We start from the raw sequence: 25,640 nt of genomic DNA, 5'->3' as shown, positions 1-25,640 counted from the left end.
ACGTGGATCCGGTGCGCAGCGGGCGTGACGGGTCAGACATAGAGAGCGTGCGGGATAAACGACCCGCGCACACGGGGTAGGGAAAAGCGCTGTGGAGGCAGCCATGCTCGACATTGCACCGGATGACGTGCCAGGCGCGGGGGCCGAGCGCCGCATCGCGCAGTCGCGCACGGTGGGCGCATCCGCGAGTGCGGCGACGGTCAAGGCCGCGGGCGCCGCGCAGCGCGTGCGCGTGCTGTTCTCACCGTTTACCAATACGACGAATCCGTATATCGACATCGTCAAGCGTGTGCTGAGCCACGTCGGTTACGACGTCGAGCCGTTGTCGGCGCGCGGTTTGTTCCGTGGCGGCTTCGCGCATCTGTTCAGTTCGAAAACGGTGCTGGTGTTCCACTGGCTCGAGTTGCGGCCGTTCAGGCGCAAAGGCACGCGCACGCTGCTGTCGCCGGTCGGCTGTCTGATTTTCGCGTTCTATTGTTTTGTGATCTGCGTCGGCCGCGCGAAAGTTGTGTACTTCGTGCACGACCATGCGGTGCACGATACCGTCGGCTTGATGCGGCGCCTGTCGATGAAACTGATGGCGTTCGTGCGTGGACTCGCGGATGCGCGTGTCGTGCATGCACCGACCTTCGAGGGCAAGTACCGTGCACGCTATCTGCCGCACCCGCTGTATTGGGACGTGCCCGGCTACGAGGCGACGCCGCGCGCAAGCGACGATATCGGCGCGGCGGACACGGCACGCACCAGCGGCCCGCACGGTTCGGCGCTCGACCGGCAGCCGCTGTTCGCGATGCTTGGCACGATCCGCCCGTACAAGGATCTCGCCGCGGTGCTCGACGTATGGCCACAGGAATGCCGGCTCGAGATCGCGGGTAACGGCAGTGCCGATTATGTGAAAACGCTTCATGACGTGATGGATCGCCGCGCGTTGAACGATGCGGTCACGATCGACGCGCGCTTCCTGTCCGATCAGGAGTTCGAGCAGCGTATCAGCCGTACCGACGTTCTGGTGTTGCCGCACGTCGCGGATTCGATGCTGGTCAGCGGTGCGTTTTTTGAAGCGATAGGCCGCGTGCCGATGCTGATTTCCCGGGCGACTCCGTTCATGGTGTGGGCGGCGAAGAAATTCGATAACGTGCTGCTGTTCGATCGCATCGACCAGTTGCCCGAACTGGTCCGCTATGCGCAGCGCAACTGGCTTGACGCCGCGCGGCAGGACAAGCGCGCGCTCGCGACGGACGAGTTCGGCTGGGTCGCGTGCTGCCGGGAGTATCGTCAGTTTTTCGATGCGGTGGTGAGCGGCACGCTCGCCACCGACGAACGCAGTTCTTTCAACTGAAGCGAGGTTCCCTTGTCGGTCAAACGAGACGCGGCGCTGCTATACGTAATACAGGCATGCGGCTACCTGGTTCCGCTGATTGCGCTGCCTTATCTGTCGAGGACGCTCGGTCCGGACCGGTTCGGCCAGGTGAGCTTCGCGGTCGCGTTCATGCAGTTCTTCATTACGGTGACCGACTTCGGTTTCGATCTGACCGCCGCGCGGAAAATATCGATTCATCGCGGCGACCGCGAGATGCTGACGCGACTTTACTGGATCGTCACGATTTCGAAAGGCCTGATTGCGCTGCTGTGCGCGGTGATCGTGATCGCATCGGTCGAGTTCGTGCCTGCGCTGCACGATGATAGAGGCGTGATCCTGATCAGCCTGCTGTCGCTGGCTGGCACGGTGTTGAGCCCGGTCTGGCTGTATCAAGGGCTCGAGAAAATGCCGATGATGGCGGTGATTACGCTCGCCACGCGCATTGTCAGCCTCACGGCGCTGTTCTTTATCGTCAAGTCGTCGGCGGACTACCTCGCGACGGCAGTGTGCTTTTTCGCGCCGCTGCTCGCATCGGGACTGATTCTTACCGCGATCGCCCACGGCACCGGCATGCTGACGTCGTGGCAGAAAATCACGCGCAAAGACCTGTGGGAGCAGTCGGTCGAGGCATTTCACGTGTTTTCAGGGTCGGCGTTCGCGTTTATGTACACGTACCTGAACGCGATCATCCTGAAGTTTCTGACCGGCAACGATGCGGTCGGCTTCTATGTGATGGCCGACAAGATCGTCAGCCCGATCAAGCAGTTCTTCGGACCGCTGATCCAGACGATGTTCCCGCGTATCTGTAAGCTGCACGCGGAAAATCGCGGCAAGGAGGCCGACCACATCGTCAGAAAGGTGGTGCTGACGGTGTTGCTGCTGAATGTCTGTGCGATTCTCGTCGTGTTCGTCGGCGGCGAGAAACTGGTCGTGCTCGCGTTCGGCGACAAGTTCCTGCCGGCCGTGCCGGTGCTCAAAGCGCTGATCTTCCTGCCGGCCGTGGTCGGTATCGCGTCGGTGCTGATGCAGTTGGGATTGATTGCGCAGGGCGAGGTACGGCCTCTAAAACGTATCTATGGCGTTGCCGCCGCGTTCCACTTCGTGCAGTCGATCATTCTCGTGAAGGAGTTTGGCGCGACGGGCACCGCGGTGTCGGTGGTGCTCACCGAGGTGCTGGTGATCGCGCTGATCTGCTATGAGCGCCGCGGTGCGCGTAGCCGACGTATCGCGGCCGGCGCGCAGGGGGCGCAATGAACGGTTCGATGCACCGCCAGGTGCATCGCTCGGTGAACCGCTCGGAGAACCCCTCAATGGCCACCGAGCTTGACGTCTTCGGCGGCGGGCGCAAAGCGCTTGCGCAGGTTGCCCAGCGCGAACACACCGACAAGCAGGTCCTTGAGCGCGCTGCGCCCGCCCTTCGCCCACACGTCGTGGTTGCGGTAGCCGCCGCTTGCCCTGATGCGGAAAAAAACCGCGAAGCGCTCGACGAGCGACGGCGCGTTGTACAACTCGAGCCGGTTGAAATAGAGCTGCGCATACGAGTCGAAGCGCTCAGCGCCGGCAAGCGCCGCATGCGCATAGTGCGTCGGATAGCGATGCGCGACTTCGCGCAGCAGTTCGGCGCGGCGCGCGCAGCTGTCGGCGAAGTTGCGCCAGTGGTGCTGGTTTTCGAACAGGAATGGCAGCCCGCGCGCGACCCACGATGCGCCTGCCCAGCGCGTGTTCGTTGCGGCCGACGCATGCCGGCGGTAGCACGCAAGCGGCGTGTCGATATACACGATCGGGCCGAAGACGTTCGCGAGGAAAAAGAACCACTGGTCGTGGCCTTCGCGGTTCGTTCCATCGTGGAAATCGATCGACTGCGGCCACAGCGGCGCAAATTCCATCAACTGCCGGCGAAAAAGCAGCGTGAAGCCGAGCCCGTATGCGAGCGGGCCGACGCTCAGCGCGGCGTTGTACGCGGCAGGCGGCGCATCGCGTGCCAGCGTGTCGATTGCGAGCAGCTCGCTGTCGGTGACAGTCGCGTTATGGCAGACCAGCAGCGCGTCCGTATGCACGAAGCGTTCGATGCAGACCGCGAGCTTGTCTTCGAGCCACACGTCATCCTGATCGCAGAACGCAATCACGTCGGATTCGCATAGCTGCGCGGCTTTCATAAAGTTCGCGCGATAGCCGAGCCGTTTGGGATTGATATGAAGCCGCACCGGAAAGGGCGCGGTGCGCGCGAAGACTTCGACGATCTTCACCGTGTCGTCGCTCGAGGCGTCGTCGGTGACGACCAGTTCGGCAGGCAGCCAGGTCTGACGCGCAAGACTTTCCAGCTGCGCAGCCAGATACCGCATGCCGTTACAGGTCGCCATCGCGACCGATACGGATGTCGTCATTTCGCTTTGTCCTTGCTACGTCATTATTTATATGCGCGGATTACAACGGGTGCAGCGGGGTACCGAACGTTGGCCGCATCCGGCTCGCGGCCCAACGTGCGAGGCTTACGTCTGCAACGCGTGGTGCTGGCTGCCGAAGCTCATCGAGTCGACCACACGCACGTCGTGCAAAACGGCGGGTTCTATCGCGAGCGGCTCGGGTTGCCGCTCGTTGACGATGCCCAGAAGGTAGGCTCCGTAGCCGCTTTTTGTCAGCGGCGCCGCGAGCTTTTGCAATTGCTGCGTGTCGATCCAGCCCTGCCGGTACGCGACTTCCTCGGGGCTCGACACAATCAGCCCCTGGCGCTTTTGCAACGTCGCGATAAACATCGACGCGTCGAGCAGTGAGTCGTGCGTACCGGTGTCGAGCCACGCATTGCCGCGGCCCATGATTTCGACGTTCAGGCGTCCGTCGCGCAGATAACACGCGTTGACGTCGGTGATTTCCAGTTCGCCGCGTGCGGAAGGCTTGATGCTCGCTGCGATGTCGCACACGTCGTTGTCGTAGAAGTACAGTCCCGTTACCGCGTAGTTCGAGCGCGGCAGCGTCGGCTTTTCCTCGATCGATAGCGCGCGCTGCCGGCTGTCGAACTCGACTACGCCGTAGCGTTCCGGGTCGCTCACGTGATACGCGAACACGGTTGCGCCGTGCCGTGTCGTGCTGGCGCGCGCGAGGCGTGTCGGCAGATCGTCGCCGTAAAAGATGTTGTCACCGAGTATCAGCGTCGACGGCGAGCGGCCGATAAAGCGCCGTCCGATAATGAACGCCTGCGCGAGGCCGTCTGGCGACGGCTGCATCGCGTACTGGATGTTCATTCCCCATTGATGCCCGTCGCGCAACAGCGTTGCAAAGCGCGGTGTGTCCTGTGGCGTCGAAATGATCAGCACGTCGCGGATGCCGGCGAGCATCAGCGTCGAGAGCGGGTAGTAGATCATCGGTTTGTCGTACACCGGAATCATCTGCTTCGATACCGCATGCGTGACCGGGTACAGACGCGTGCCCGAGCCTCCCGCCAGAATGATGCCCTTGCGAGCCATCGCAATCTCCTTCGAGTCGGCGCGCATCGGTGCGCATCCGCCACGCCGTTGCCGGCGTGTCGGACAGGTGTGCATTGCGCGATGCGCACCTACGCTTGTTATGCATTCTAGGCAGCCGGGGCCTTCCGCTTCGGCCCAAATCCCGGCGGGATCGGCCAATCGACGTGACTCTTCGACGCTGCGCAATGCGGCGTCGAACGGGCTCGCAACCGTGCGCGCCGGCAATGATCGGAAGGCCGCATTACAGGTTCGAAAGTGCGGTATACCGACCGTTCGTCCGTCGGTTGCGATGCTAGTATCGTCTCGCATTCGATGTGACGCGCGTGCGAGGCACCGGTTAGCGTGCGCCGCAAACCAAAGATCGCTCAGGGTTTCGTACATGACGACAAATGACCAGACGACGCCGATTCATCTGCCGCAAGCCGCCGCTGGCGCTTCGCCGAAATCCGGGCAGCGGCACGACGAACGCGCGGGTTTCTTTTCTTATCTGATCTACAACGCACTCGAGTTTTCGAAGGCGCATATCCGGCGTATTGCGAATGCGCATCAGGTGTCCGCGGTGCGGATCGCGCCCGGGTTGTCCGCCGCGTCGCACGTGCTGATCATGACGGTGCATAACGAAGCGCACCGCATTCCGTATTTTCTTCGTTACTACAAGGCGCTGGGTTTCGAGCAGTTTATCGTGCTCGACAACGAATCGACCGACGGTCTGCGCGAGCTGCTCGCCGGCGAACCGGGCGTGTCGCTATTCGCCGCGCGCGGATCGTATAGGCGCTCGCGCTTTGGCAACGACTGGATCAACTTCGTGCTGTCGCGCTATTGCAGCGGCAAATGGATTCTTTACGTCGACGCTGACGAGTTCTTTGTCTATCCGCACAACGACCGGCGCCGCATCGCCGATCTGACTGCGCATCTGGCGCGCAACGGCCAGCGTTCGATGAATAGCCTGATGGTCGACATGTATAGCGCGAAGCAGACGCGCGATAACGCGTGCATGCCGGGTGAGGATCCGGCGAGCGTATGTCCGCTGTATGACGCATACGGGTACCAGACCCGCTTCGATCCACGCTCGCGAACCACGTGGACGAAAGGCGGCGTACGTGGCCGCATTTTCTTCAAGAACGCGTGGGACGGTCCGGCGCTGAACAAGACGCCGCTCGTGTACTGGAGAAAGTCGTACGCCTTCCTGAAGTCGTCGCACCAGCTATGGCCGGCACGTTTGAATCAACCGGCGCCGCGCTCAGGCAATGCGATCTCGAGCGCGCTGCTGCACTTCAAGTTTCTCGCGGACCTCGACGACAAGCTGCAGGCCGAAGCACGGCGCCGCCAGCATACGTCGGAATATGGCGTCTACACCGATCAGTTGCATGTGAAGCGCGACGAGCCCGATTTCGTCGGCGCGCCGACTGCCCGTTACGAAAGTTGGCGCTCGCTGGTGCGCGACCGGTTGATGGCCGGTGACGATTCGTTCAATTGATCAGGCTTGTAGTGTGCCAATTGTCGCGTGCCCGGGCGAACTGCCCGGTCGACGCGCGGTTTGCCTACGCGCGGTCCAGATTCAATCGGATACCTGATGCGCGGCTTCGTCGGCGCGCGGCTATTGCGCCGGGTGCGCTGAAACCGTCAACGGGCGCACACCGGGCCGCGGCGCATCCATCAGAGCGGCGATGAATTGCTGGAAGTGCGGCGCGAGCAGACGGTTCGCGTAACCGCTGATATGGTCGCCGTCAAAGAACAGCGGCACGCCGTCCGCGTGCATCGAACAGACGGCATCGGGGCAGAGAATAGGGAGCGGATCCCACACACTGACCGACGGCACCGCCTGCGCGATGCGCGCGTAGGATTCGAGAACCGGCGCGCGGTACGCTTCGATGTCCCCGCGCGTCACCTGTGAGCCGGGCGTGCAGATCGGGTTGTTTCGATTGAACCAGTCGGCGCAGCGGAAGGCGGGCATCTTGAACACAGGCTCGGGTGCTTCGAGCACAACCTTCGCGCCCTTTGCGGTCAGTTCGCCTAGTTGCCGGATCGCTTCCTGCTCGCCCGCGTGGCGCTGCTCGAGGGAAGCGTCACTGAACATCGCGTCGTGTGCGGCGCGATCGTCGAAGCGTGCGAACTGGTCGGAAAAACGCGGCAGTCTGAGAGACGGCATAAAAACCACGTCGCCGGGCCGCACTTTCTCGAGTATTTCAGCGAATGCGTCGTCGTCGTAAGCTTTGCAACGCTCGACGTCCGCGCTCGCCACCGGCAGGAAACCGATAAACGCGCAGCCGCCGTTGTTATACGACAGGACTTCGACGCCGGTATGCAGTGCCAGTTCGCGGAACATCAGGCTATACGCCATCGCATGCGAATCGCCGATCACGAAAAGGCGCGACGTATATTGCGCCGGCACGTCGCAGCCGACTCGCGAGTAGGTCCAGACAGGGCCGTCGTCGAGCTTGCGGGCGTCCCACTTTTCGCTGCAGCCCGCGTAGCGCTGGTTTAGCGAGCCGTACGGATACCAGTCGTCGGCCTGATGCGCGACCACGCTCAACGATAGCCGCGGCTGCGCGTGATAAAGGCCGAATGTGAGCGCGGCGCCAAATACGACTGCCGCGAATCCGGAGCCGACGACGGCTGCGCGTGGCCATTGACGCAGGCGGGGCGCGCGGCGGATCGGGTTTTCGACGAAGTAATACGACGCGGTGGCCAGCGCGAACGTCGACACGGCAGCAACCGCTTTCAGCGCTGGCGTATCGACGCCGGTGGTCCAGCGCATCAGCACGATCACTGGCCAGTGCCATAAATAGAGCGAGTATGAAATCTTGCCGACGAACACCACGCCACGCGATGCAAGCACCCGATGCAGCACGCCGTCGGTGCGCCGCCCATGCAGAAAGGCGAGCAGGCCGAGGGTGCCGACGACTGGCAGCAACGCGCCGGGAAACGGAAAACTGGTCGGTGTCGAAAACACGAGACCCGTACCGACGAGCGCGAGCGACAGCAGCGCGGCGCCCGATGTGAAAACCGTGGCGCCGCGGTCGGCGACGCCGAACGGGCGACCGCTCAGCGCGAGCGCCTGGTAAAGCAGCACGCCCGCCGCGAGCTCCCAGAAGCGGCTGAAGATCAGGTAAAACGCGAGCGTCTCGTGATTGACCGAAAGCCACTTCGCGCAGATGAGCGATGCAACCAGGCCGCCGCCGAACACCGCCAGCGCGCGTTTTTTTTGCGGCCTGTGGCTGACCCACAGAAAAAACAGGATCGGAAAGATCAGATAGAACTGCTCTTCGACGCCGAGCGACCACGTATGCATATACGGGTTGAACTCGACGCGCGGCGAGAAGTAGTCGTTGCCGGTCTTCGCGAGTACCAGATTGCTTAAACCGAAGAATGCGAAAAGCCCGGTTTTCGAGTTCGTATCGCTTAGCCATGCAGATGGAATGAATAGAACCGATACTAGCGCGGTGGCGACCAGGCAGACGATCAAAGCCGGTGCAATTCGCTGCACCCGGCGTGCATAGAAGTACAGCATGAAGCGCGGCAGGCTCACCGAGCTCAGTCCGCCGACCGATGCGCTCACAACGAAGCCGGAGATGACGAAGAAGATATCGACGCCCGCGAGGCCGCCTGGCAGCCACTGCGCGTGCAGGTGGTAGATGATCACCGCGAGCACGGCGATCGCACGCAGACCGTCGATGTAGGGTGCGTAAGCATGGCGCTCGGCGGCGAGCATGCTGACGTTCATCTGTCGTGGATTCATCGTGCACCCCGAATGTTGCTCATTTCGCGGGTCTCGTCGTGACCCGCGCAACGCCAGGCGCGGCCGGCAGCGTCGCTGGCTAGCGCAACCCGCAAATCAATACTGGCCGCCGCGGCGCGGCGATATCGGCCATTCACCAGGCATCGGCGGACAACTGTATGCGGTTTCCGGTGTAGTGAACGCAGGCGGCGGACGCAGGCGGGACATTGTCTGATCTGCGCTAAATCGTCTGCGTAGAATCGTGCGGCGAATGTCCCGTACGGGTGCCTGATGCGTAAGCTCAACTCAATAAGAATTCTTCGCGCGGTAGCTGCGACCACGGTCATCGTGCACCACGTGATGATCACGAACGGTACGGCATTCGGCGCATTTCGTGTCGACATCTTCTTTGTGCTGTCCGGGTTCGTGATCGCGCTTGCGTTGAGCGCGAGCACGATCACGGTGCGCGAATTCGTCGCGAGCCGCGTCGCGCGCGTCGTGCCCCTGTACTGGCTGATGACGTTCGTCGTGTTTTGCGGCGCACTGGTGCGGCCGGATCTCTTCAATTCGACGACGGCCAATGTCGTCGAGCTGCTCAAATCACTGTTTTTCATTCCTTATACGAAGGAAAGCGGCCAGGTGTACCCGATGCTGTTCGTCGGCTGGACGCTGAACTACGAAATCCTGTTTTACGTGGTCACCGCGGCGGCGCTTCTGTTGATGCGCGAGCGCCGGTTCGTGTTTATCGCACTGACACTCGGCACGCTTTATTTTGTCGCGATGATCGCGCATTCGAGCGATGCATTCGGCCGTTTCTTCGCCGAAGACCGCGTGCTCGAATTCCCGCTTGGCTTCGTCACCTGGTATGTATGGAAGCGGGGCGTGCGGGTGCCCGCGAAGCTGGCGCTGCCTGGCGCGCTCGCGATGTACGCGCTGATGACCTGTGCCGAATGGGCGTTGCCCGGCAGTCCGCCGCTCGTCCGGAACGGCTTGCCGAGCTTCACGCTGCTGATGTGCGCGCTCAGTCTCGAAGAATCGATTCGCGACAATCGGGCGACGCGCGCGCTGATGTATATCGGCGATGCGAGTTACGCGACCTATCTGAGCCATCCGTTCGTCGTCGAATCGATGCGCAAGCTGTTGCCGAAGGTCTTGCATGGCTTCAACATCCGCGCGCCGCTCGGCGCGGTGGTCGCGGTGATCTGTGCAACCTGCATCGGCTGTCTGTTCTACCGGTACGTCGACCGGCCGCTGTTCAGGTTCGTGCGGCGCACGCTCGATACGCGGCCTCGTGCGCCGCTGCCGTCGGGTACGAATCCGCTCGCGGCGGAACGCACTGAGTAACGATGCAGGCGAACGGTACGCCGCTCGTGAAATGGATGCGAGGCCCCGTGTGCCCGGAGCCTCGGTCGGCGTACGGGTCCGCTTACGCGTAACCGCTTTTCGCGCGCAGCCCGGTTGATGCCGATTGCGGACCCGACGGCGCAATCTCATTGCCGAATACCCGGTCGAGCGTAGCGGCGAGCACATCGCTATTGGGCTCGAGAATCATATCGGTGTGGCTGCCGTCGACGTTGGCGATCGCGAGACCGCGCCATGCGATTTTCCGCCATAGCGGCAGCGGATCGCCGCGTTCCGGGTCGAGCAGGGCCGCGCGCACATAGTGAACCGGCCCGCCCGTATACGGGACGGGCTGATAGGTCGTCATTGCAACGCGCATCGCTTCGCGCACGCGTATCAGAACCGGCGGGAAATGCGCGATTTGCGGAAATGGTTTGTGGGCCATGCGGCCAAGCCGCAGCCGGATCTTGTCCACGGCGCCGTTGAGTTTGTGTTTGACAAAACCGACCCGCTGCGAAAGCGGCAGGCCGCTAAACGTTCGCCATTGACGCTTCACGTAGCCGCGCTGGAAACGCAGCCACGCGCCCCATGGCAGGCAACGCTCGTGCACGTACGTGTCGATCAGACAGAGCATCTCGACCTGTTCGCCTGCACGATGCAGTTGCTGCGCGATTTCATAAGCGACCAGTCCGCCGAACGAATAGCCGGCCAGCGAGTAAGGTCCCTGCGGCTGCACGCTGCGCATCTCGGCGATATACGACGTCGCCATCTGCTCGACGTTTTGCAGCGGCGGCGCTTCGCCGTTCAGCCCACGCGCATGGATGCCGATAAACGGACGCGATGTGCGCAGCGCATGGATGACCGCGAGACACTCCATCACTGAGCCGGCCATGCTGTGCACCCAGAACACCGGTGCGCCGGTGCCGCTGCGCAGCGGCAGGATGATCTGCGAAGCGCCGATTTCGCCGGCGTGACTGCCGCGAATGTGCGTGGCCAGTTGCGACACGCTCGGCGCGGCGAGCAGCGTCGCCAGCGAGATTGTCGCGCCGGTCGCCTGCTGCACTTCCGCAATCATCGCGGCGGCGAGCAGCGAGTCGCCGCCGAGGTCGAAGAAGCTATCGTGGCGGCCGATCGGCGTTAGATCGAACAGCCGCTCCCACAGCGCTTGCAGATGGCGTTCGAGGTCTTCAACCGTCTCGCCCGGCGGCGGCAGTTCACGCGCAGTGACGTTCAGCGCCGGATGATTGCGAATTACCTCCAGACATTCGGGGTTGCGCAACGCGCCGGTATTACCGACCGGCAGCCCGTTCACCGCATTGCGCGCGGCGGCCTCCGAAGGTTTGCCGCTGTGCGTGACCGGTAGCGCATCGACCTGCATCACGACGTCGGGCACGTGCGCGCGCGACGCGCGGCGCGCGAGCTCGCGGCGCATATGCGCGATCATCGCGCCATTTAGCGTGACGCCGTTCTGTAGCACGACGAGCAGCACGACGCGCCGGTCGTATTCGACAGGTCTGTGCGTTGGTGCCGCGCGCGACGCCGCGGCGCGGGCTGGCACGTTCTGTTGCACGACCATCGCTTCGCGCACACCTTCGATATCGCTCAGCACGCGGTAGATCTCGCCCGGACCGACGTTGACGCCGCGCACGTTGAGCACACCGTCCGATCGGCCATGCAGCCGCGCGCTGCCGGCCGAGGAGAATTCGATCAGGTCGCCGTGTGTCCACAGGCTCGGATTGGCCGCGAAGTACGCTTTATGGAAGCGCGAGCCATCCGCGTCGCCGAAAAAGCCGAGCGGCCGCGATGGAAACGGGTTGGTGCAAACCAGTTCGCCTGTGCCGTGCGCCGGTGCGCCGGCACTGTTGTCCCATGCCTGTACATCGAGCGCAAGCGACTTGCATTGCGCTTCTCCGATAAAGACCGGTAGGTTCGGATTGCCAAGCACAAAGCAACCGAGAATATCGGTGCCGCCGGAAATCGACTGCAATTGCAGGGGTTTTACGTGGTCTCGCACCCACTCGAACTGCGCGTCGAATAGCACCGCGCCGGTCGACATCATCGCGCGCAATGCATGGAGATCGAATTCCCGGGCCGGTTCGAGACCGGCTTCGCTACACATCTTCAGATAGGCGGGGCTCGTGCCGAACACCGTGACCCGTTCGTCGGCGACCAGCCGCCATAGTGTATCGACGCTCGCAAGCGGTCCGCTGTACGTGACGATTTCGACACCCGATGCGAGCGCCGATAGCTGCCAGTTCCACATCATCCACGCACACGAGGTGTGGAAGTACATCTTGTCGCCGGGACGCAGATCGCTATGTAACCGGTGTTCCTTCAGATGCTCGATCAGCGAGCCGCCCGCGCCGTGCACGATGCACTTCGGCTTGCCGGTCGTGCCCGACGAAAACATGATGAACAGCGGCTGGTTGAACGGAAAGCGGCGCCAGATGAAGTCCGCCGCGTTCGCGCCCGCGATCAGCCTGGCCAGCGAATGGACCGGCTGAAGCACGCTGTTGGGCAGCGGTCCGTCGTCAAGACTCACGATGCCGTCGAGCGAACGGATCGCGGTGGCGAGCCTGGCCACTTTCTCCGCGGGCATCATGCCGGTGTCGGACGGCAGCGTCGCGGTGTGCGCGAACAGCAAACGGGGCGACAATTGTTCGAAGCGATCGAGCAGCGCTTCACTGCCCATTTCCGGCGACGCAGTCGATAACGTTGCACCGAGCGCCGCGACCGCCAGCGCGGTGACGATCGCCTGTTCGTCGTTGCGCATCACCGCGGCAATCCGGTCGCCGCTTTTTACGCCGAGCCGTTCGAGCGCGCCGGCAAGCCGCGCGACGCGTTCGCGTAACTCGCCGCGCGTGATGCGCACGCGGCGGCCGTCGGCGTGGCAGGCGGTGACCGCGGGCGCGCTCGCGGGCGCGATCTGGGTGCCGAGCAGATTGTCCGCGAAGTTCAGCTCGAGATTCGGGAAGAACGTTGCGTGTTCGCACACATCGCCGACGCAGACCGGTTCGGGGTCGCCCGCGTAATCGAGACCGGCGCTCCATTCGATAAAAGCGCGCCAGAAGGTACGGTAGTCGCGCACCGACAACGCGTGCAATGTTTCATAGCGGCTGCAATCGATGCCGGTACGCGCTTGCAGCGCGGTGGCAAACGCGCTCATCTGCGAGTGCGCGATGCGCGCGGGCGTCGGCATATGAAGTGTTGCACGGGTGAATGGCGCGATGTCGGCGCGTGACATCAGGTCGCCGTTTGCATTCGTATCGGTATGCGTCGCCGTGACCTCGCCGATACTGGTCTGTCCTTGCATGTTCCCCTCCGCGAATGGCCCGCTCGCGCTGGTGCGCGAGCGTTGCCCTGAGTTGTGTGTGACCCGTTGCGTGCGATCCGTTGCATGCGACTCGTTGCGTATGACTCGTTGCGTATGACTCGTTGCGGGTGTCCCCGTGCGCGCAATCCGGGTGCGCGTGTTGCGCGCGCGAAGCGCCGGCGCGCAATCGCGGTCGATGTGGCCGATGTGCCGACGTGAGTGGTCCCGGCTGCACGGCCCGTGTCTGTGAAGCTAAGGGTTATCGGCTATGGAATCTGTTCGGAATCGAACCGATGCGGCTCGATGCGCCGGCGCAAGCGTGCGGCGATCGGCACACCGGCCCGACGAGACGCGTGACAGGTAACGCGCAAAAAGAGGTGGTGCGAGCCGTTCACTGCACGGTACGCGCGCGTGATGCGCGTGCTGTTCATCGATGAAACAGCGGCGCCCGACAAGCGGGGCGGCAACCGCCCGTGGCCGCCGCCCGCCTGGTCCCCGTTTTTCTGCTATTGCGAGAAGCCTTTCCACGGACCGATCCTACGCGCCCGCACCCTCGCGGTGTGCGTTCCAGGTAGCGCGCAGCGCCCGGGAAAGCCAAGACAGTTGTTGTCGTTATTCTGATCGGGTTACTGCAACATATAGACGATCTGATTTGCGATACAACCTGGCATCAGCTCACTGCTTCCGCCTGACGCAGGCGCGGCAACAGACGGTCGAACTCGCGCCGTACCAGCCCGTAGCATTCGCATGCTTTCGATTCGAGACCTTTACGGTCAAGCACCTTGATATGTCCGCGGCTGTGATGAATCAGCCCTTCGTTGTGCAGCTTGCCGGCCGCTTCAGTGATCCCTTCGCGGCGTACGCCGAGCATGTCCGCGATCAACTGCTGCGTGACGGTCAGCTCATTCGACGCGGTGCGGTCGACCTCGATCAGCAGCCAGCGGCACAGCTGCTGGTTCAACGAATGATGGCGGTTGCACGCGGCGGTCTGCGCGACCTGCGTGAGCAGCACGTGCATGTACAGCAACATCAGGCGGCGCAGAAAGTCGGAGCGCGCGAACTGCTGTTTCAGACACTGCGCGGTCATCCGGTAAGCAAAGCCGGCCGATTGCACCTGGACGCGACTCGGCATGGTTTCGCCGCCGGTCAGGATCGGCACGCCCGTCATCCCTTCGCGGCCTACCGCGGCAATCTCCACCGAGCCGCCGTCTTCCATCGTCGAGAGCATCGAGATGATCGCGGTAGTCGGGAAGTAAACATGGTGGATGCGCTGTGCGGAGTCGCACAGCAACTGCTCGGCGCGCAGATGCACAAGTTCGAGATGGGGCGCCAGCGCCTGCCATTCATGCGACGGAAGAGCACCCAGCAGGTGGTTGCCGTGCAGGTCGGATTGAAGGGTTAACATGATCGGTCCTCGCATCGAAGCCGCTCGCGGCTTCTGTTGTATTCCGGCCCTGCATCCCTCGTGCTACGCCGCCGGTCGGGCGGCTGAGAGTGGCGGGGGCGGCCCCGTATTGCGGTGCGCATCTGGCTTTAACCGCCGTCTGCGTCCGCGCATGTGTGCTGCGCCTCACAATTAGCGAGGACTATGCCAAGCGTTCGCAAAACAAGAACTGATGCGGTGCAGCGAACCTATGGGCAGCGGTGCGCCAGGCGAAATGGGTGTTTTTGTTTCAATTCTGTAAAACGCGCGCCGGCCGGCGGCGCCGGTATGCATCTTGATTTTGTCTGATCCAAACCATTGATATTATTGAGATTATTCGGGGGAATCCCGGTGCGTCCCCCGGCACCGGGCCGGGCCGGACGGGCGAGTCAGGCGCTTTTTCGCTCGCGACCGGTGTGTGCCAGAAATGATTCAGTTGTGTTCTACGGCCTGTGTGGGCCGCCGCACATAACCGCGGCGGAAATCAGGTTTCGTTAGTCGGGGAAATTCCGCCTGTTGGGTGGCGGCCGACAACCGGACTGTCCGCTGTCAGCCGCGACGCACCTTACAGCCACATCCTGCGACACCATGCGAGAAACCGCCGTTCACCGCCGCACTGTTCGCATCAAATGGCAGCATCAAATCTTTTAAAGCGCCGATGCCAAGCTTGTATCGTCAACTTTAAACAGAGTAATGAGCTCCAATATCTTCTGCTTTTTAATTGCGTATTCATCGCACAGATATCTAGGATTGCGAAAGAAGTTTAAACGTGCTTATTCGACAGACCAGATTCATGTGAAAGATAAAGCACGATATCCGATGCATTCTCTTCTCACAGTGCCCGGCGTGTTTTTGTGGCATATCGCTGGTACGCGACGCGGTCGTCGTTATACAGGGTTGTCCATATCGAATTGATCCCGAACACAGTGAGACCTGTTTGAGAAATACGTCACACGGAATGTGCGTTGTACGAATAATCACGTTTGGCTGTGTGTTCCCTCGCACAGAGTGAGCGGTAAATCGTCTGTTCCAATCGACCGCGAGTGCCGTAAGACGTTTGCATTCGGGGGACGCGGGGTAATGCAATATTTTCTGCCCGGCGTATCAGGTGTCCACATCAGACGTGCGTCGCTTCATTGCGCGTTGCACGGACGAAACAATTCGTAAGAGGGATAACCCTGTTAGGACGTTTCCTAACTGGCGCGTGGATATCTGAGGAAGCAACGTGTCGAAATTAGTACGACTACAAGGCACTTGAAGGCCGCGTGATCAACAGGCACAAAACGCCGATTCGGGGAGTGTGAGTCATGGAACAGGGAACGAAAGAGCGATCGCTGGTCAGCAAGGTGATGGACGGTCTCGTCACGGGGATCGTCGAGGAAAAGTACGGTGCTGTATTGCCGCCGCAGGACGTGCTGTCGAAGGAGTTCGATGTGAGCCGCACCGTGATGCGCGAGGCGCTGTCGATGCTGCTCGCGCGTCACATGCTCGACGTGCGGCCGAAAATCGGCACTCGCATCAGGCCGATGCGTGACTGGCGGATGATCGATGAGGATGTCGTGAACTGGCGGTTTCGCGCGAAACCCGATCCGGCGTTTTTGCGCGATGTCATCGAGTTCAGGATGCTGATCGAGCCCAAGGCTTCTGCGCAAGCGGCGAAACGCGCGAACGCGGCTGACATCGTGGCGATTCGCGAGGCGTTCGAGCACTTCCGGACGGTGAGTCCCGACGATCCGGCGCATCAGGCTGCAGACGAACAGTTGCACACGCGGATCGTCATCGCGAGTGGTAACCAGTTCTTCCAGCAGATGGCGGCGATTGTACGTGGCGCGCTGTCGGCTTCGAACCAGCTTGTGCTCGCGAATCAGGTGTGGGAAGAGGTGGTTCGCAAGCACCAGCGTGTCGTCGAGGCGATCGAGCGCCACGATGCAGTGGAAGCCGAGGCTGCATCGCGCGACCTGATCGACTTCGCGGCGGATGAACTCGGCAATGCGATGCCGCTAAACGGCAAGCACGATTGACCCGGCGGCTGGGCGCCGCGCGTTTCGTGCGGCGTGCGTCCGTGCATGCGCGACAATAGCGCTTTGCACAACTGGACGGGAGTCGATCAGCCGATGAGTGACGATGCGGTGGTTCGCTGGGCAATCGTGGGCGCGGGCCGTATTGCGCGTCGTTTCGCGCAGAGCCTCGCGCGCGTGCCGGACGCGCGGCTCGCGGCCGTGTGGTCGCGTCGCGCCGAGGCGACCGACGCGTTCGCGCGCGAGTGCGGCGCGCCCGGCTGCGTGCCGTGCGCAAGCTTCGATGCGCTGCTCGGAAGCGCGATCGACGCGGTTTATATCGCGACGCTGCAGGACAGTCACGCCGAATACGCGCAGGCCGCGCTGCGCGCGGGGCATCATGTGCTTTGCGAAAAGCCCGCGACCATCAACGTCGCGCAGCTGGACGAGGTATTAGATGCGGCACGCGGCGCGCAACGGCTTTTCATGGAAGCGATGAAGCCGCCGTTCTATCCGCTATATCGCAGGCTGCGCGCGCATCTCGCCGCGGATCCGATCGGCAGAGTCGGGTTCGTGCGCGCCGGCTGTTCGATTGCGAATGCGCCTGCCGATCATCCGGCCTTTTCGTTCGAGCATGCGGGTGGTGCGCTGCTCGATATCGGCATTTACGAGCTGTTTCTTGCGGTCGACTGGCTCGGCGCGCCGCTCGACGTGCAAACGCTCGGGCGGCTGGGCCCGACTGGTGTCGATACGTTCGCGAGCCTGAACTGCCGGCACGAGCATGGCATTGCGCAGCTCTTTTGCGGTCTCGACCTGCACGGCAAAGGCGATGCATTGATCGCCGGAAGTGCGGGCCATGTGACGATTCACGAGAACTGGTGGAATCCCGTGCGTGCGACGATCCGCTACGTCGACGGACGGGTCGTCGAACTCGACGAACCGTTCGACGGCGGCGGGCTCAACTATGAGATCGCGCACTTCTGCGAACTGATTCGCGCGGGGCAACGGGAAAGCCCGGTAATGCCGCACGCGACATCGCGGCACATGATTGCGATGGCCGACGCGGCGCGTGAGGCGCTTGGCCTGCGGTTCGCCGGAGAGTGAGTGGGGCAATGAGCGGGGCAATGAGCGGGGCAATGAGCGGGGCAATGAGCGGGGCAATGAGCGGGGCAGGGCAGCGAGCCGATGGCGATCGGGCGGGGACACCTGGTGGCGCGGCAGTGGCACCACGGCTCTCTGGCACTGCTGCGTGGTGTCCATTAAGGCGCGCTGATTGATCGAGCGTGTTCCGACTGGTCCGGCTTGAGCACGCTCGCGCGCGCTCGACCCGGTTTGATCTCGCTTGTCAGGCGTTGCTAGCCGACACTTGCGCGCGCAACAGCTTGTACGCAGTCGGCGACCAGCGACGGCCCGCGGTAGATGAACCCCGTATAGAGCTGCACGAGTGACGCGCCGGCCGCGATCTTCGCTCGCGCATCGTCGCCGGAGAAAATGCCGCCGACGCCGATAATCGGCACCGTATCGCCGACTTCGCTGCGCAGCCTGCGGATCACGTTGTTCGACGCATCGAAGACCGGTCTGCCGGATAAGCCGCCGGCCTCGTCGGCATGCGGCAGACCCGCGACTGCGGCGCGCGACAGCGTGGTGTTGGTCGCGATCACGCCTTCGATCCGATGCCGCAGCAACGTGCCGGCAATCGATTTCACCTGTTCGTCGTCGAGATCAGGCGCAATTTTCAGTGCGAGCGGCACGAGCTTGCCGTGCAGGTCGGCGAGCTTCTGCTGCTTTTCCTTGAGCGCCGCGAGTAGCGCGTCGAGCTCGTCCGCGCCTTGCAACTGGCGCAGATTCTTCGTGTTCGGCGACGAAATGTTGATCGTCACGTAGCTCGCGAACGGATACACACGCTCGAGGCAATACAAATAGTCTTCCGCCGCTCGTTCGATCGGCGTGTCCGCATTCTTGCCGATATTCAGACCGAGCACGCCGCGATAACGCGCCGCTTGCACGTTCCTGACGAACTGGTCGACGCCCGCGTTGTTAAAGCCCATCCGGTTGATCAGCGCGTTCGCCTGCGGCAGGCGGAACATGCGCGGTCGCGGATTGCCCGGTTGCGCCCGCGGCGTCACCGTGCCGACTTCGATAAAACCGAAACCGAGCGCCGCCAATCCGTCAATGCACGCGCCGTCCTTGTCGAGGCCCGCCGCGAGGCCGACCGGATTGCGAAATTCGAGCCCCATTACGGTGCGCGGCACGTCGGGCACCCGCGGCGCAAGCGCACTCGCGACGCCGGTGCGGCCGGCTGCACCGAGTATGCGCAGTGTCAGATGGTGAGCGTCTTCCGCGTCCATGCGAAAGAGTTGGGCGCGTACGAGCGGATAGAGAGAACTGAACACGAAGGGTTGGGAGCGGGAAGATGACAACCCGCTATTTTACGACAACGCGCCACGCGTCTTTCCGTCGAGCGATCACGGACCGCGCGGCAGCCGCGGCGGGCGGCAGAATCGTATGTGTGAACCAGTGGTGGAGCGCGTGGATTTTTACAGGTAGACCGGGCCGCGGCGGCGTGGTGTCGGTGCATCGATAGTCGATACGACCGGGTTCGACGGATCGAGCACCTTCCAGTTGCCGTCGACGAGCCCTTCCAGCGGACGGTAGTTCGATTTGTACGCCATCTTCGGGCTTTCCCGAATCCAGTAGCCGAGATACACGTACGGCAGATTCAGGCTGTGCGCCTGCTCGATCTGCCACAGGATGTTATAGGTGCCGTAGCTGCTGCGCGGTTGATCCGGATCGAAAAACGTGTAGACCGACGAGAGCCCGTCGCCGAGGATGTCGATCATGCTGATCATGCGCAGCGCGCCAGGCTGCATGCTGTCATTCAGCACCGGCTCGCGGAATTCGACCAGCCGCGAGTTGATCCTGCTTTGCAGCAGGAACTGCTCGTACTGGTCGCGGCTGTCGCGGTCCATGCCGCCGCCCGCGTGACGCGCCGATTGGTAGCGCATATAGAGCGCGTAATGTTCTTCGTCGTAGTGCAGCGGCGTGACTTTCGCGACAAGCCCGCCGTGCAGCTTACGCACGCGGCGCTGCGTGCGGTTCGGCGTGAACTGCTCGACCGGCACGCGCACTGGAATGCATGCGCGGCAACCGTCACAGTAGGGCCGGTAAGTGAAGACGCCGGAGCGCCGGAAACCGGCCTTGACGAGGTCGGTATAGACGTCTGAGTTGATCAGATGGCTCGGCGTGGCCACCTGCGAACGCGCGATGCGTCCGTCCAGATAGCTGCACGGGTACGGCGCCGTTGCATAGAATTGCAGCGCGGAAAGCGGTGAAAGCGGCAGCTCGTTCGGGTGAGTCACGTTGGCAGCTCTCGAAGCGTCTCTATCACTGGCAAACCCGCGACGGCGGGGCGGGAGGTCGCATCAGGTGTCGCTCATCCGACGGGCGCGTGGTGCCGCGAGCACGCCGGGCGTGAGCGCGATTGCGGCCGCGGGTGAAGCCACAGTCGAGGCCGCGGTTGACTTCTCCGCAGTTGAGTTCCCGGTTGCGTCCTCGTTTGTGCCGCATGCGCGCCTGCGGTTGCGTTATCTTGCGCGGCCGGTGAGGTCAAGCAGTACCGATTTGTCGAAGCGCCAGGGAATCTGCGGGGCATCGACCGATGCGCGTACATGCGCGACGAACGCCTTGCGCGCGATCTCGCAGCCGCCCAGCGACGCCAGATGCGATGTGTTCTGCTGGCAGTCTATCATTTCTATTTCGTGGCGTTGCAAGTGCGCGACGAGCGCGGCGAGCGCGATCTTGGATGCATCGGTCACCTCGGCAAACATCGATTCGCCAAAGAACATCCGGCCGAACGACACGCCATACAATCCGCCGACACGCGTGCCGTTGCGCCACGTCTCAATGCTGTGCGCATCGCCATGCCGATGCAGCGACGAATACGCGTCGATCACATCGGCAGTGATCCATGTGCCGCGCTGTCCGCGGCGCGGCGCCTGGGCGCAGGCGCGCATCACCGCGGCGAAGTCGTGGTCGACGCGGACTTCCCATGCATCGTCGCGCACCACCCGCTTGAGCGTTTTGCGCAACGACGGCGAAACCTTGAATTCGCGCGGCCGCAGGATCATCCGTGGGTCGGGGCTCCACCACAATACCGGCTGGCCATCCGAGTACCACGGAAAGATGCCGCGTCGATAGGCGTCGATCAGGCGCGACGGCAGCAGGTCCGCGCTCGCGGCGAGCAGGCCTGGCGCGCCGCTCGCTTCACCGAGTGCGCGTTCGACGGACGGAAACGGGTCGTCGGGGCCGAGCCAGGGGACCATGCGTGCGCCGCTCAGCCTTCGCGCAACGAGCGAAAAATGTCGCCGGTGTGCAGGCCGAAGCTACCCGAAGTCCGGTCCGCGAAAAAGAACCGCAGCGTCTGGCCAACCGTGGGGAACGCGATGTCGTCCCATGGAATCTCGTGCTCTTCGAAGAGCTTGACTTCGAGGCTCTCTTCGCCGGCCGCGATATCGAGGTCGAGCAGGCGCGCGAGGTAGAACAGATGCACCTGATGCACGTGAGGGACGTTGAGGAGCGTAAAGAGGCTCTGCACTTCCACGCGCGCGCCGGCTTCCTCGAGCGTTTCGCGTGACGCCGCCTCCGATGTGGTTTCGCCCATCTCCATGAAGCCCGCGGGCAGCGTCCAGTAGCCGTAGCGTGGCTCGATCGCGCGTCGGCACAGCAGCACCTTGTCGTCCCAGACCGGAACGGTGCCGACCACATTGCGCGGATTCTGATAGTGCACGGTGCCGCAGCTCGCGCAGACGAAGCGTTCCCGGTTGTCGCCGGGCGGAATGCTCACGCTGACCGCGTGGCCGCAGACAGAACAGAATTTCATGGAGACGGGGACGGAAATCGGTGATGGGAGTTTATCACCGGGCAGGTTTTCAGGAATCGCGGCGCTCGTGCGGGTGACCGGCGGGGCGCCGAAGGTCATGAGGACAGGCTGGCGAGTCGACGAGACGAGTCGGGTGAGAAGATCCCCTGGCCGATTGGCTAGCGTGCCAGAATTCGCGGGATGGGAGGCATGTGTTGAGTTAGGATTACTACCATCATAAAGAAGCGATTGAACAGGGAGCAGTGGTGAAACGTCACCATCTTTGGTCGTCTGCGGTGTGTCGCTAACTGCGCGTTGTTCGGCGGCATTACGTTGAGCGTCTTCTTTGGGTGGATCGACCGGGCCATCGATCTGCATCCAATCGGAGCAATCATCGGCGCAACAGCGGCTTCGCTTAAGCTGTTTCATACGGCTTAAGAGTGCTTGAGAAACTCGCGCGCTGTCTATGGATATATTCGGACTACGGATTGATGGTTTATTGGGCCGACGACGGTTCTTTTTTTGTAATTGGGGCGATGTGGGCGGTTGCACGCTATGTGCGTCGGCGGCAACTCCCGCAGCCAGCGTCGCGCGGTTCATCGCGGTTACTTCATCGGTTGCGCACGGCCACGGAGGTGGATCAGTGATTTTCCAGCCGGACGACGACAGCTCCTTTTCGCCGATATGTGAGCGGGTGCATGGCCCCGACGCAGACCCTGAATCACGATCTGAACAACTTCGTCTACGTTGTCGGGCTTTGCGGGAACAAGACGGGCAGAGACTTGACTGATGTCTTCACTGTCGGCTACGCGGCCTACTGGGAGCACCCTTCCATGCCGGTAGTAACGGAGTCCGTCTTCTGCGAAGGCCGCTTCAATGCGAGCCTTATTCTCTTTCCATGCAAGATCGTCCGGGCTCGCAGGAACAGTGTCCATATACTCTTCGAGCACATTTCCCAAAACCTGGAGGCTATCGACTCGGGCGTCTTGCCCGGATCGGAAAAGCCATTCCTTCCACTTTCCGGCATGCGAGCGCGCAGGCGGCTCTCCAGAAGCGCCAGAAGTTATGAAGAGGGCATCAAGCGTTGAATGGCCACCTGTAGACTGGATAACGTCGCCGACGATCTTGCAGAGTGCCCGTGAAAGCCGTGTGTTTGTCTTTGTAAACAGCACTATACCTGAGCGCCGAGGATCGATTTCGAACGGCAAACCGCTCGTCCAATGCCAACTTCTGAGTACCGCCATGAACCGTCCTTCGGGAGGACGTGACGTGCGACCGTTATCCGACACGGGACCGACGTTTGTTTGCCATTATCGACCAGTAGCGCCCGCAGGCTCACTGCCTTTGCCTGGCAGCAAACGATGAGAATTCCTGGCCTCTAGCAAAAGAGGCTCGCTGTAAGAGCCAAAAACGCAGGATGATCGCGGTGAATGCACGGGCCGATTGTAGTCAGATTCGACTAGATCGTTTCCCTGATGCCATGCACATTCAGCCTCACGATCCAGTCTCAGGATAGTGTTTCATGAGCTCGAAAATCGTCTGTCGGAGCCATCTGTGGCCAGGATCATTGTGCTGGCGCGCATGCCAAAGCGAAAACAGTCCGTAAGGGGTCGCAGGTTCCGGCAAGCAAAATTGCATTACGTCCGCTGCGGTTGCAAGGTCTTCGCTCAACCGTGTGGGGACGGTTGCAATCAGATCTGTGCCCCTGATTAGCCACGGAACGGACAAGAATCCACCGACGTGAACGAATGCTTTCCGGTGTATTCCCCGTGGCTCCAGTAACGTCGCTTTAAGGTGTTCGTCCGAGCCAGAAGTTACGACTACGTGCTCCTCCCGCTGGAAGTCGTCCCAGGATATTCGCGAGCGAAGGCGGGGATGGCGTTTCCATGCCAACACGACATAGTCGTGTTGGAACAGCATCTGCCGATAGATCGAATCACGAGACAGCATGACATTGCCAAGCGCAAGTTCCACTGTGCCGGTGTCGAGCGCATCAGCAATATTCTCAGTCGGCATGCGTCGTGTACGGAGCGTGCAGGCCGGCGCATGACTTTTGAGGCGACGCATGAGCGGCGGCAGAAACACGACCTCAGCCATATCCACCATCGCAAGCGAAAACTCACGCTGCGCGGAAGCGGGTGAAAATTGCGAGACCGACAGCACCTCGGACGACAGTGTTTCCATAATGCGTCGCACGGGAAGCCTGAGCGCATCCGCGCGCGTGGTGGGCTCCATCGACATTCCCTTCCGTACGAACAGTTCGTCGTGAAATGCTAGGCGCAGCTTACGCAAACTATGGCTGAGCGCCGATTGCGTCACGCCGAGTACTTCTGCAGCACGCGTGAGATTTCGGTGGGTATAGATCTCATCGAACACCGCCAGCAGATTCAGGTCCATGGCCGGTGGATTAATTTTGCTCATCATGATCATGATCAGTATGATATTTACTAATTATCTCACCGCAGGTCCAATTCCAGCACTTCAACACGTCAACTGGAGGCGCAAAAGTGTTTGTGCAGAACTGCTGGTATGTGGCTGCCTGGGACCACGAGGTGCGCGATGACGCTTTCCTGAGCCGTACGATCACTGGCATTCCGCTGGTTTTCTGGCGGAACTCGAAAGCGGAGATCATCGCTTTGGTAGACCGGTGCTGCCACCGCGGCGCCAAACTCTCAATGGGGCGAACGGAAAACGGCGGTGATTGCATTCGATGCATGTATCACGGGCTTGTGTTCGACCGTTCGGGAGCGTGCATCAGCGCGCCGGCGCAGGACCGGATCCCGCGCAATGCGCGGGTTCGTGCAATCCCGGTTGTCCAGCAGCATCGCTGGATATGGGTATGGATGGGTGATCCGGAGAAGGCGGACCGTAATCTTATCCCGGACACTCAGTGGCTCGATCATCCGGAGTGGCGATCGCTTGATGGCTACTTGCACTACGACGTCAACTATCTGTTGATCGCGGATAACCTCCTCGACTTTTCGCATTTACCATTCCTGCATCCGACCACCGTTGGCGGATCGCCCGACTACGCGGCGGTATTGCCGCGCGTTGAAAGGACAGAACGCGGCGTACGGCTGACGAAACGGGTGACGGATACGGAGCCACCCGCCTATTCTGCGAAGTACGCGGATTACCCTGCTGGAACGCGGGTAGATCGCTGGATGAACTATGATTTTGTGGTTCCTGGAATCCTGATTATGGATTCAGGTATGGTCCCCACCGCTCGTGGGGAGCGTGACGGCCGACGGGAAAACGCATTGGCGTTCCGTGGCTGTCAGGCGTTGACACCGGAAACCGGGAACTCCACCCACTACTTCTTCGGACACCCGCACAACTTCCTGATCGATCGACCGGAGGTGACGCGAGAAATTCATGCGGGAATCCTGCACGCGTTCGAAGAGGATCGCGAGATGATCACATCGCAGCAGCAGAACCTCGCTCTGGATCCCGACTTCAGGATGGCGCCATTGAGCGTGGACGCGGCGTTGTCCCAGTTTCGCCGGATCGTGGAAAAGATGATCAAGGCGGATTCAACTTACGCTGAAGTCACGCAGCCATCACGGGCATGAGGGGCGGCGATGACATCGGATCTGATAGAACTACGGGTTGTAACACGGCTGGCCAAAGGGCTGGATATTGTCTCGATTGAATTGCGCGATCCGGAGGACCGCCCGGTTCCCGCGTTTGCCCCGGGCGCGCACCTCGGGTTCGTGCTGGATGTCGGCACTGGCGTGCCAAGCTACTCGACATTGCCAGGACTATAAGAAAAATGAGTTGTTTGCGTTTCATTCTTGCCCACGTGGATGCGTTGCGAGGAAGCCCCGCCGGAACGGGGAAAACGTAGAGATGCTTAGTAACTCTGTCGTGCTCTGCCCTGTTCTACATTCTCAGCAATATCGAAGGTAGCCGTAACGACACCCGCACTGGTTCCAGAAAAGTTTTGCAGCTTGTATTCTTGCGTGACCTTGGAGAACGAGAGGCTAACTTGCTCGCGGTAGTGATTGTCGTAAACGATGGGCTCGACAAGGGTAATCACGACGTTGCTCAGCTTGATTTTCAGGAATTCGAGCGGGACCTATCCGTGATTTCGTGGGCGAGGCATATCATGAGCGATAAAAATCATGGATATGCCAATGAAGAAGAAACGCACGGTGGCGTCTCAGGCA

The 25,640-nt window shown here is 61.7% G+C and carries 19 protein-coding genes and 1 pseudogene; 10 read left to right on the top strand and 10 right to left on the bottom strand.

From position 1 onward, the window contains the following. Positions 1–103: 103 nt before the first annotated feature. Together BX592_RS22845 and BX592_RS22840 are read left to right on the top strand one after the other, a co-directional pair. The gene (locus BX592_RS22845) at positions 104–1,339 is read left to right on the top strand and encodes a glycosyltransferase family protein (RefSeq protein WP_243849682.1); all 1,236 of its coding nucleotides are present in this window, start codon (positions 104–106) and stop codon (positions 1,337–1,339) included. Between the two features lie 12 nt (positions 1,340–1,351). Next, on the top strand, positions 1,352–2,614 hold the full coding sequence (locus tag BX592_RS22840; protein ID WP_134194808.1) for a flippase: 1,263 nt from the start codon (positions 1,352–1,354) through the stop codon (positions 2,612–2,614). A 53-nt stretch (positions 2,615–2,667) separates the two neighbouring features. Here BX592_RS22840 and BX592_RS22835 read toward each other — a convergent pair whose 3' ends face one another. Next, the gene (locus BX592_RS22835) at positions 2,668–3,744 is read right to left on the bottom strand and encodes a glycosyltransferase (protein ID WP_134194806.1); all 1,077 of its coding nucleotides are present in this window, start codon (positions 3,742–3,744) and stop codon (positions 2,668–2,670) included. Between the two features lie 204 nt (positions 3,745–3,948). Further along, positions 3,949–4,821 (bottom strand): annotated as a pseudogene (rfbA, locus tag BX592_RS22830) (glucose-1-phosphate thymidylyltransferase RfbA); the annotation flags it as partial. Between the two features lie 379 nt (positions 4,822–5,200). On the opposite strand from rfbA, the gene BX592_RS22825 reads away from it, so the two are divergent. Continuing rightward, positions 5,201–6,298 (top strand): glycosyltransferase family 2 protein, encoded by a 1,098-nt coding sequence (locus BX592_RS22825; protein WP_166676434.1) that lies wholly within the window; start codon positions 5,201–5,203, stop codon positions 6,296–6,298. 120 nt (positions 6,299–6,418) lie between these two features. Here BX592_RS22825 and BX592_RS22820 read toward each other — a convergent pair whose 3' ends face one another. Continuing rightward, positions 6,419–8,560 (bottom strand): acyltransferase family protein, encoded by a 2,142-nt coding sequence (locus tag BX592_RS22820; protein ID WP_134194799.1) that lies wholly within the window; start codon positions 8,558–8,560, stop codon positions 6,419–6,421. Between the two features lie 270 nt (positions 8,561–8,830). Here BX592_RS22820 and BX592_RS22815 point away from each other — a divergent pair, with 270 nt between their 5' ends. Next, positions 8,831–9,883, top strand: coding sequence for an acyltransferase family protein (locus BX592_RS22815; protein ID WP_134194797.1), 1,053 nt, complete (start codon positions 8,831–8,833; stop codon positions 9,881–9,883). Positions 9,884–9,965: 82 nt separating this feature from the next. On the opposite strand, the gene BX592_RS22810 is transcribed toward BX592_RS22815, so the two are convergent. Together BX592_RS22810 and BX592_RS22805 are read right to left on the bottom strand one after the other, a co-directional pair. Further along, a complete protein-coding gene (locus tag BX592_RS22810; protein WP_279589205.1) occupies positions 9,966–13,079 on the bottom strand; it encodes an acetoacetate--CoA ligase in 3,114 nt (1,037 codons plus the stop codon). Positions 13,080–13,863: 784 nt separating this feature from the next. After that, on the bottom strand, positions 13,864–14,598 hold the full coding sequence (locus BX592_RS22805) for a Crp/Fnr family transcriptional regulator (protein WP_134194795.1): 735 nt from the start codon (positions 14,596–14,598) through the stop codon (positions 13,864–13,866). A 1,325-nt stretch (positions 14,599–15,923) separates the two neighbouring features. Here BX592_RS22805 and BX592_RS22800 point away from each other — a divergent pair. Together BX592_RS22800 and BX592_RS22795 are read left to right on the top strand one after the other, a co-directional pair. Continuing rightward, positions 15,924–16,637: a FadR/GntR family transcriptional regulator gene (locus BX592_RS22800; protein ID WP_134194793.1), complete on the top strand. Its 714-nt coding sequence runs from the start codon at positions 15,924–15,926 to the stop codon at positions 16,635–16,637. A 93-nt stretch (positions 16,638–16,730) separates the two neighbouring features. Continuing rightward, positions 16,731–17,717, top strand: coding sequence for a Gfo/Idh/MocA family protein (locus tag BX592_RS22795; protein WP_134194791.1), 987 nt, complete (start codon positions 16,731–16,733; stop codon positions 17,715–17,717). Between the two features lie 251 nt (positions 17,718–17,968). Here BX592_RS22795 and BX592_RS22785 read toward each other — a convergent pair whose 3' ends face one another. From BX592_RS22785 to BX592_RS22770, 4 genes are all read right to left on the bottom strand, one after another. Continuing rightward, positions 17,969–19,006 (bottom strand): quinone-dependent dihydroorotate dehydrogenase, encoded by a 1,038-nt coding sequence (locus tag BX592_RS22785; protein ID WP_134194787.1) that lies wholly within the window; start codon positions 19,004–19,006, stop codon positions 17,969–17,971. Positions 19,007–19,150: 144 nt separating this feature from the next. Further along, positions 19,151–19,972, bottom strand: a complete 822-nt coding sequence (locus BX592_RS22780; RefSeq protein WP_134194785.1) for an arginyltransferase — start codon at positions 19,970–19,972, stop codon at positions 19,151–19,153. Positions 19,973–20,197: 225 nt separating this feature from the next. Then, positions 20,198–20,935, bottom strand: a complete 738-nt coding sequence (aat, locus tag BX592_RS22775) for a leucyl/phenylalanyl-tRNA--protein transferase (protein ID WP_134194783.1) — start codon at positions 20,933–20,935, stop codon at positions 20,198–20,200. Between the two features lie 11 nt (positions 20,936–20,946). Then, positions 20,947–21,492, bottom strand: coding sequence for an NUDIX hydrolase (locus BX592_RS22770; RefSeq protein WP_134195006.1), 546 nt, complete (start codon positions 21,490–21,492; stop codon positions 20,947–20,949). A gap of 677 nt (positions 21,493–22,169) precedes the next feature. Between BX592_RS22770 and BX592_RS22765 the strand changes: the two genes are divergently transcribed. After that, positions 22,170–22,559, top strand: a complete 390-nt coding sequence (locus BX592_RS22765) for a hypothetical protein (RefSeq protein WP_134194781.1) — start codon at positions 22,170–22,172, stop codon at positions 22,557–22,559. Positions 22,560–22,965: 406 nt separating this feature from the next. Here BX592_RS22765 and BX592_RS22760 read toward each other — a convergent pair whose 3' ends face one another. Next, positions 22,966–23,895 (bottom strand): LysR family transcriptional regulator, encoded by a 930-nt coding sequence (locus BX592_RS22760; protein ID WP_166676433.1) that lies wholly within the window; start codon positions 23,893–23,895, stop codon positions 22,966–22,968. An 83-nt stretch (positions 23,896–23,978) separates the two neighbouring features. Between BX592_RS22760 and BX592_RS22755 the strand changes: the two genes are divergently transcribed. The 3 genes from BX592_RS22755 to BX592_RS34205 form a co-directional block, all read left to right on the top strand. Next, the gene (locus tag BX592_RS22755) at positions 23,979–25,043 is read left to right on the top strand and encodes an aromatic ring-hydroxylating dioxygenase subunit alpha (protein WP_134194777.1); all 1,065 of its coding nucleotides are present in this window, start codon (positions 23,979–23,981) and stop codon (positions 25,041–25,043) included. A 9-nt stretch (positions 25,044–25,052) separates the two neighbouring features. After that, positions 25,053–25,238: a ferredoxin reductase domain-containing protein gene (locus BX592_RS22750; protein WP_134194775.1), complete on the top strand. Its 186-nt coding sequence runs from the start codon at positions 25,053–25,055 to the stop codon at positions 25,236–25,238. Between the two features lie 221 nt (positions 25,239–25,459). Beyond that, the coding region (locus BX592_RS34205) for a hypothetical protein (RefSeq protein ID WP_208327956.1) at positions 25,460–25,640 on the top strand (181 nt) is incomplete at its 3' end.

The sequence above is a fragment of the Paraburkholderia rhizosphaerae genome (genome assembly GCF_004366595.1).
Classification (GTDB): Bacteria; Pseudomonadota; Gammaproteobacteria; order Burkholderiales; family Burkholderiaceae; genus Paraburkholderia; species Paraburkholderia rhizosphaerae.
This window is presented reverse-complemented; position numbering and strand designations above follow the sequence as displayed.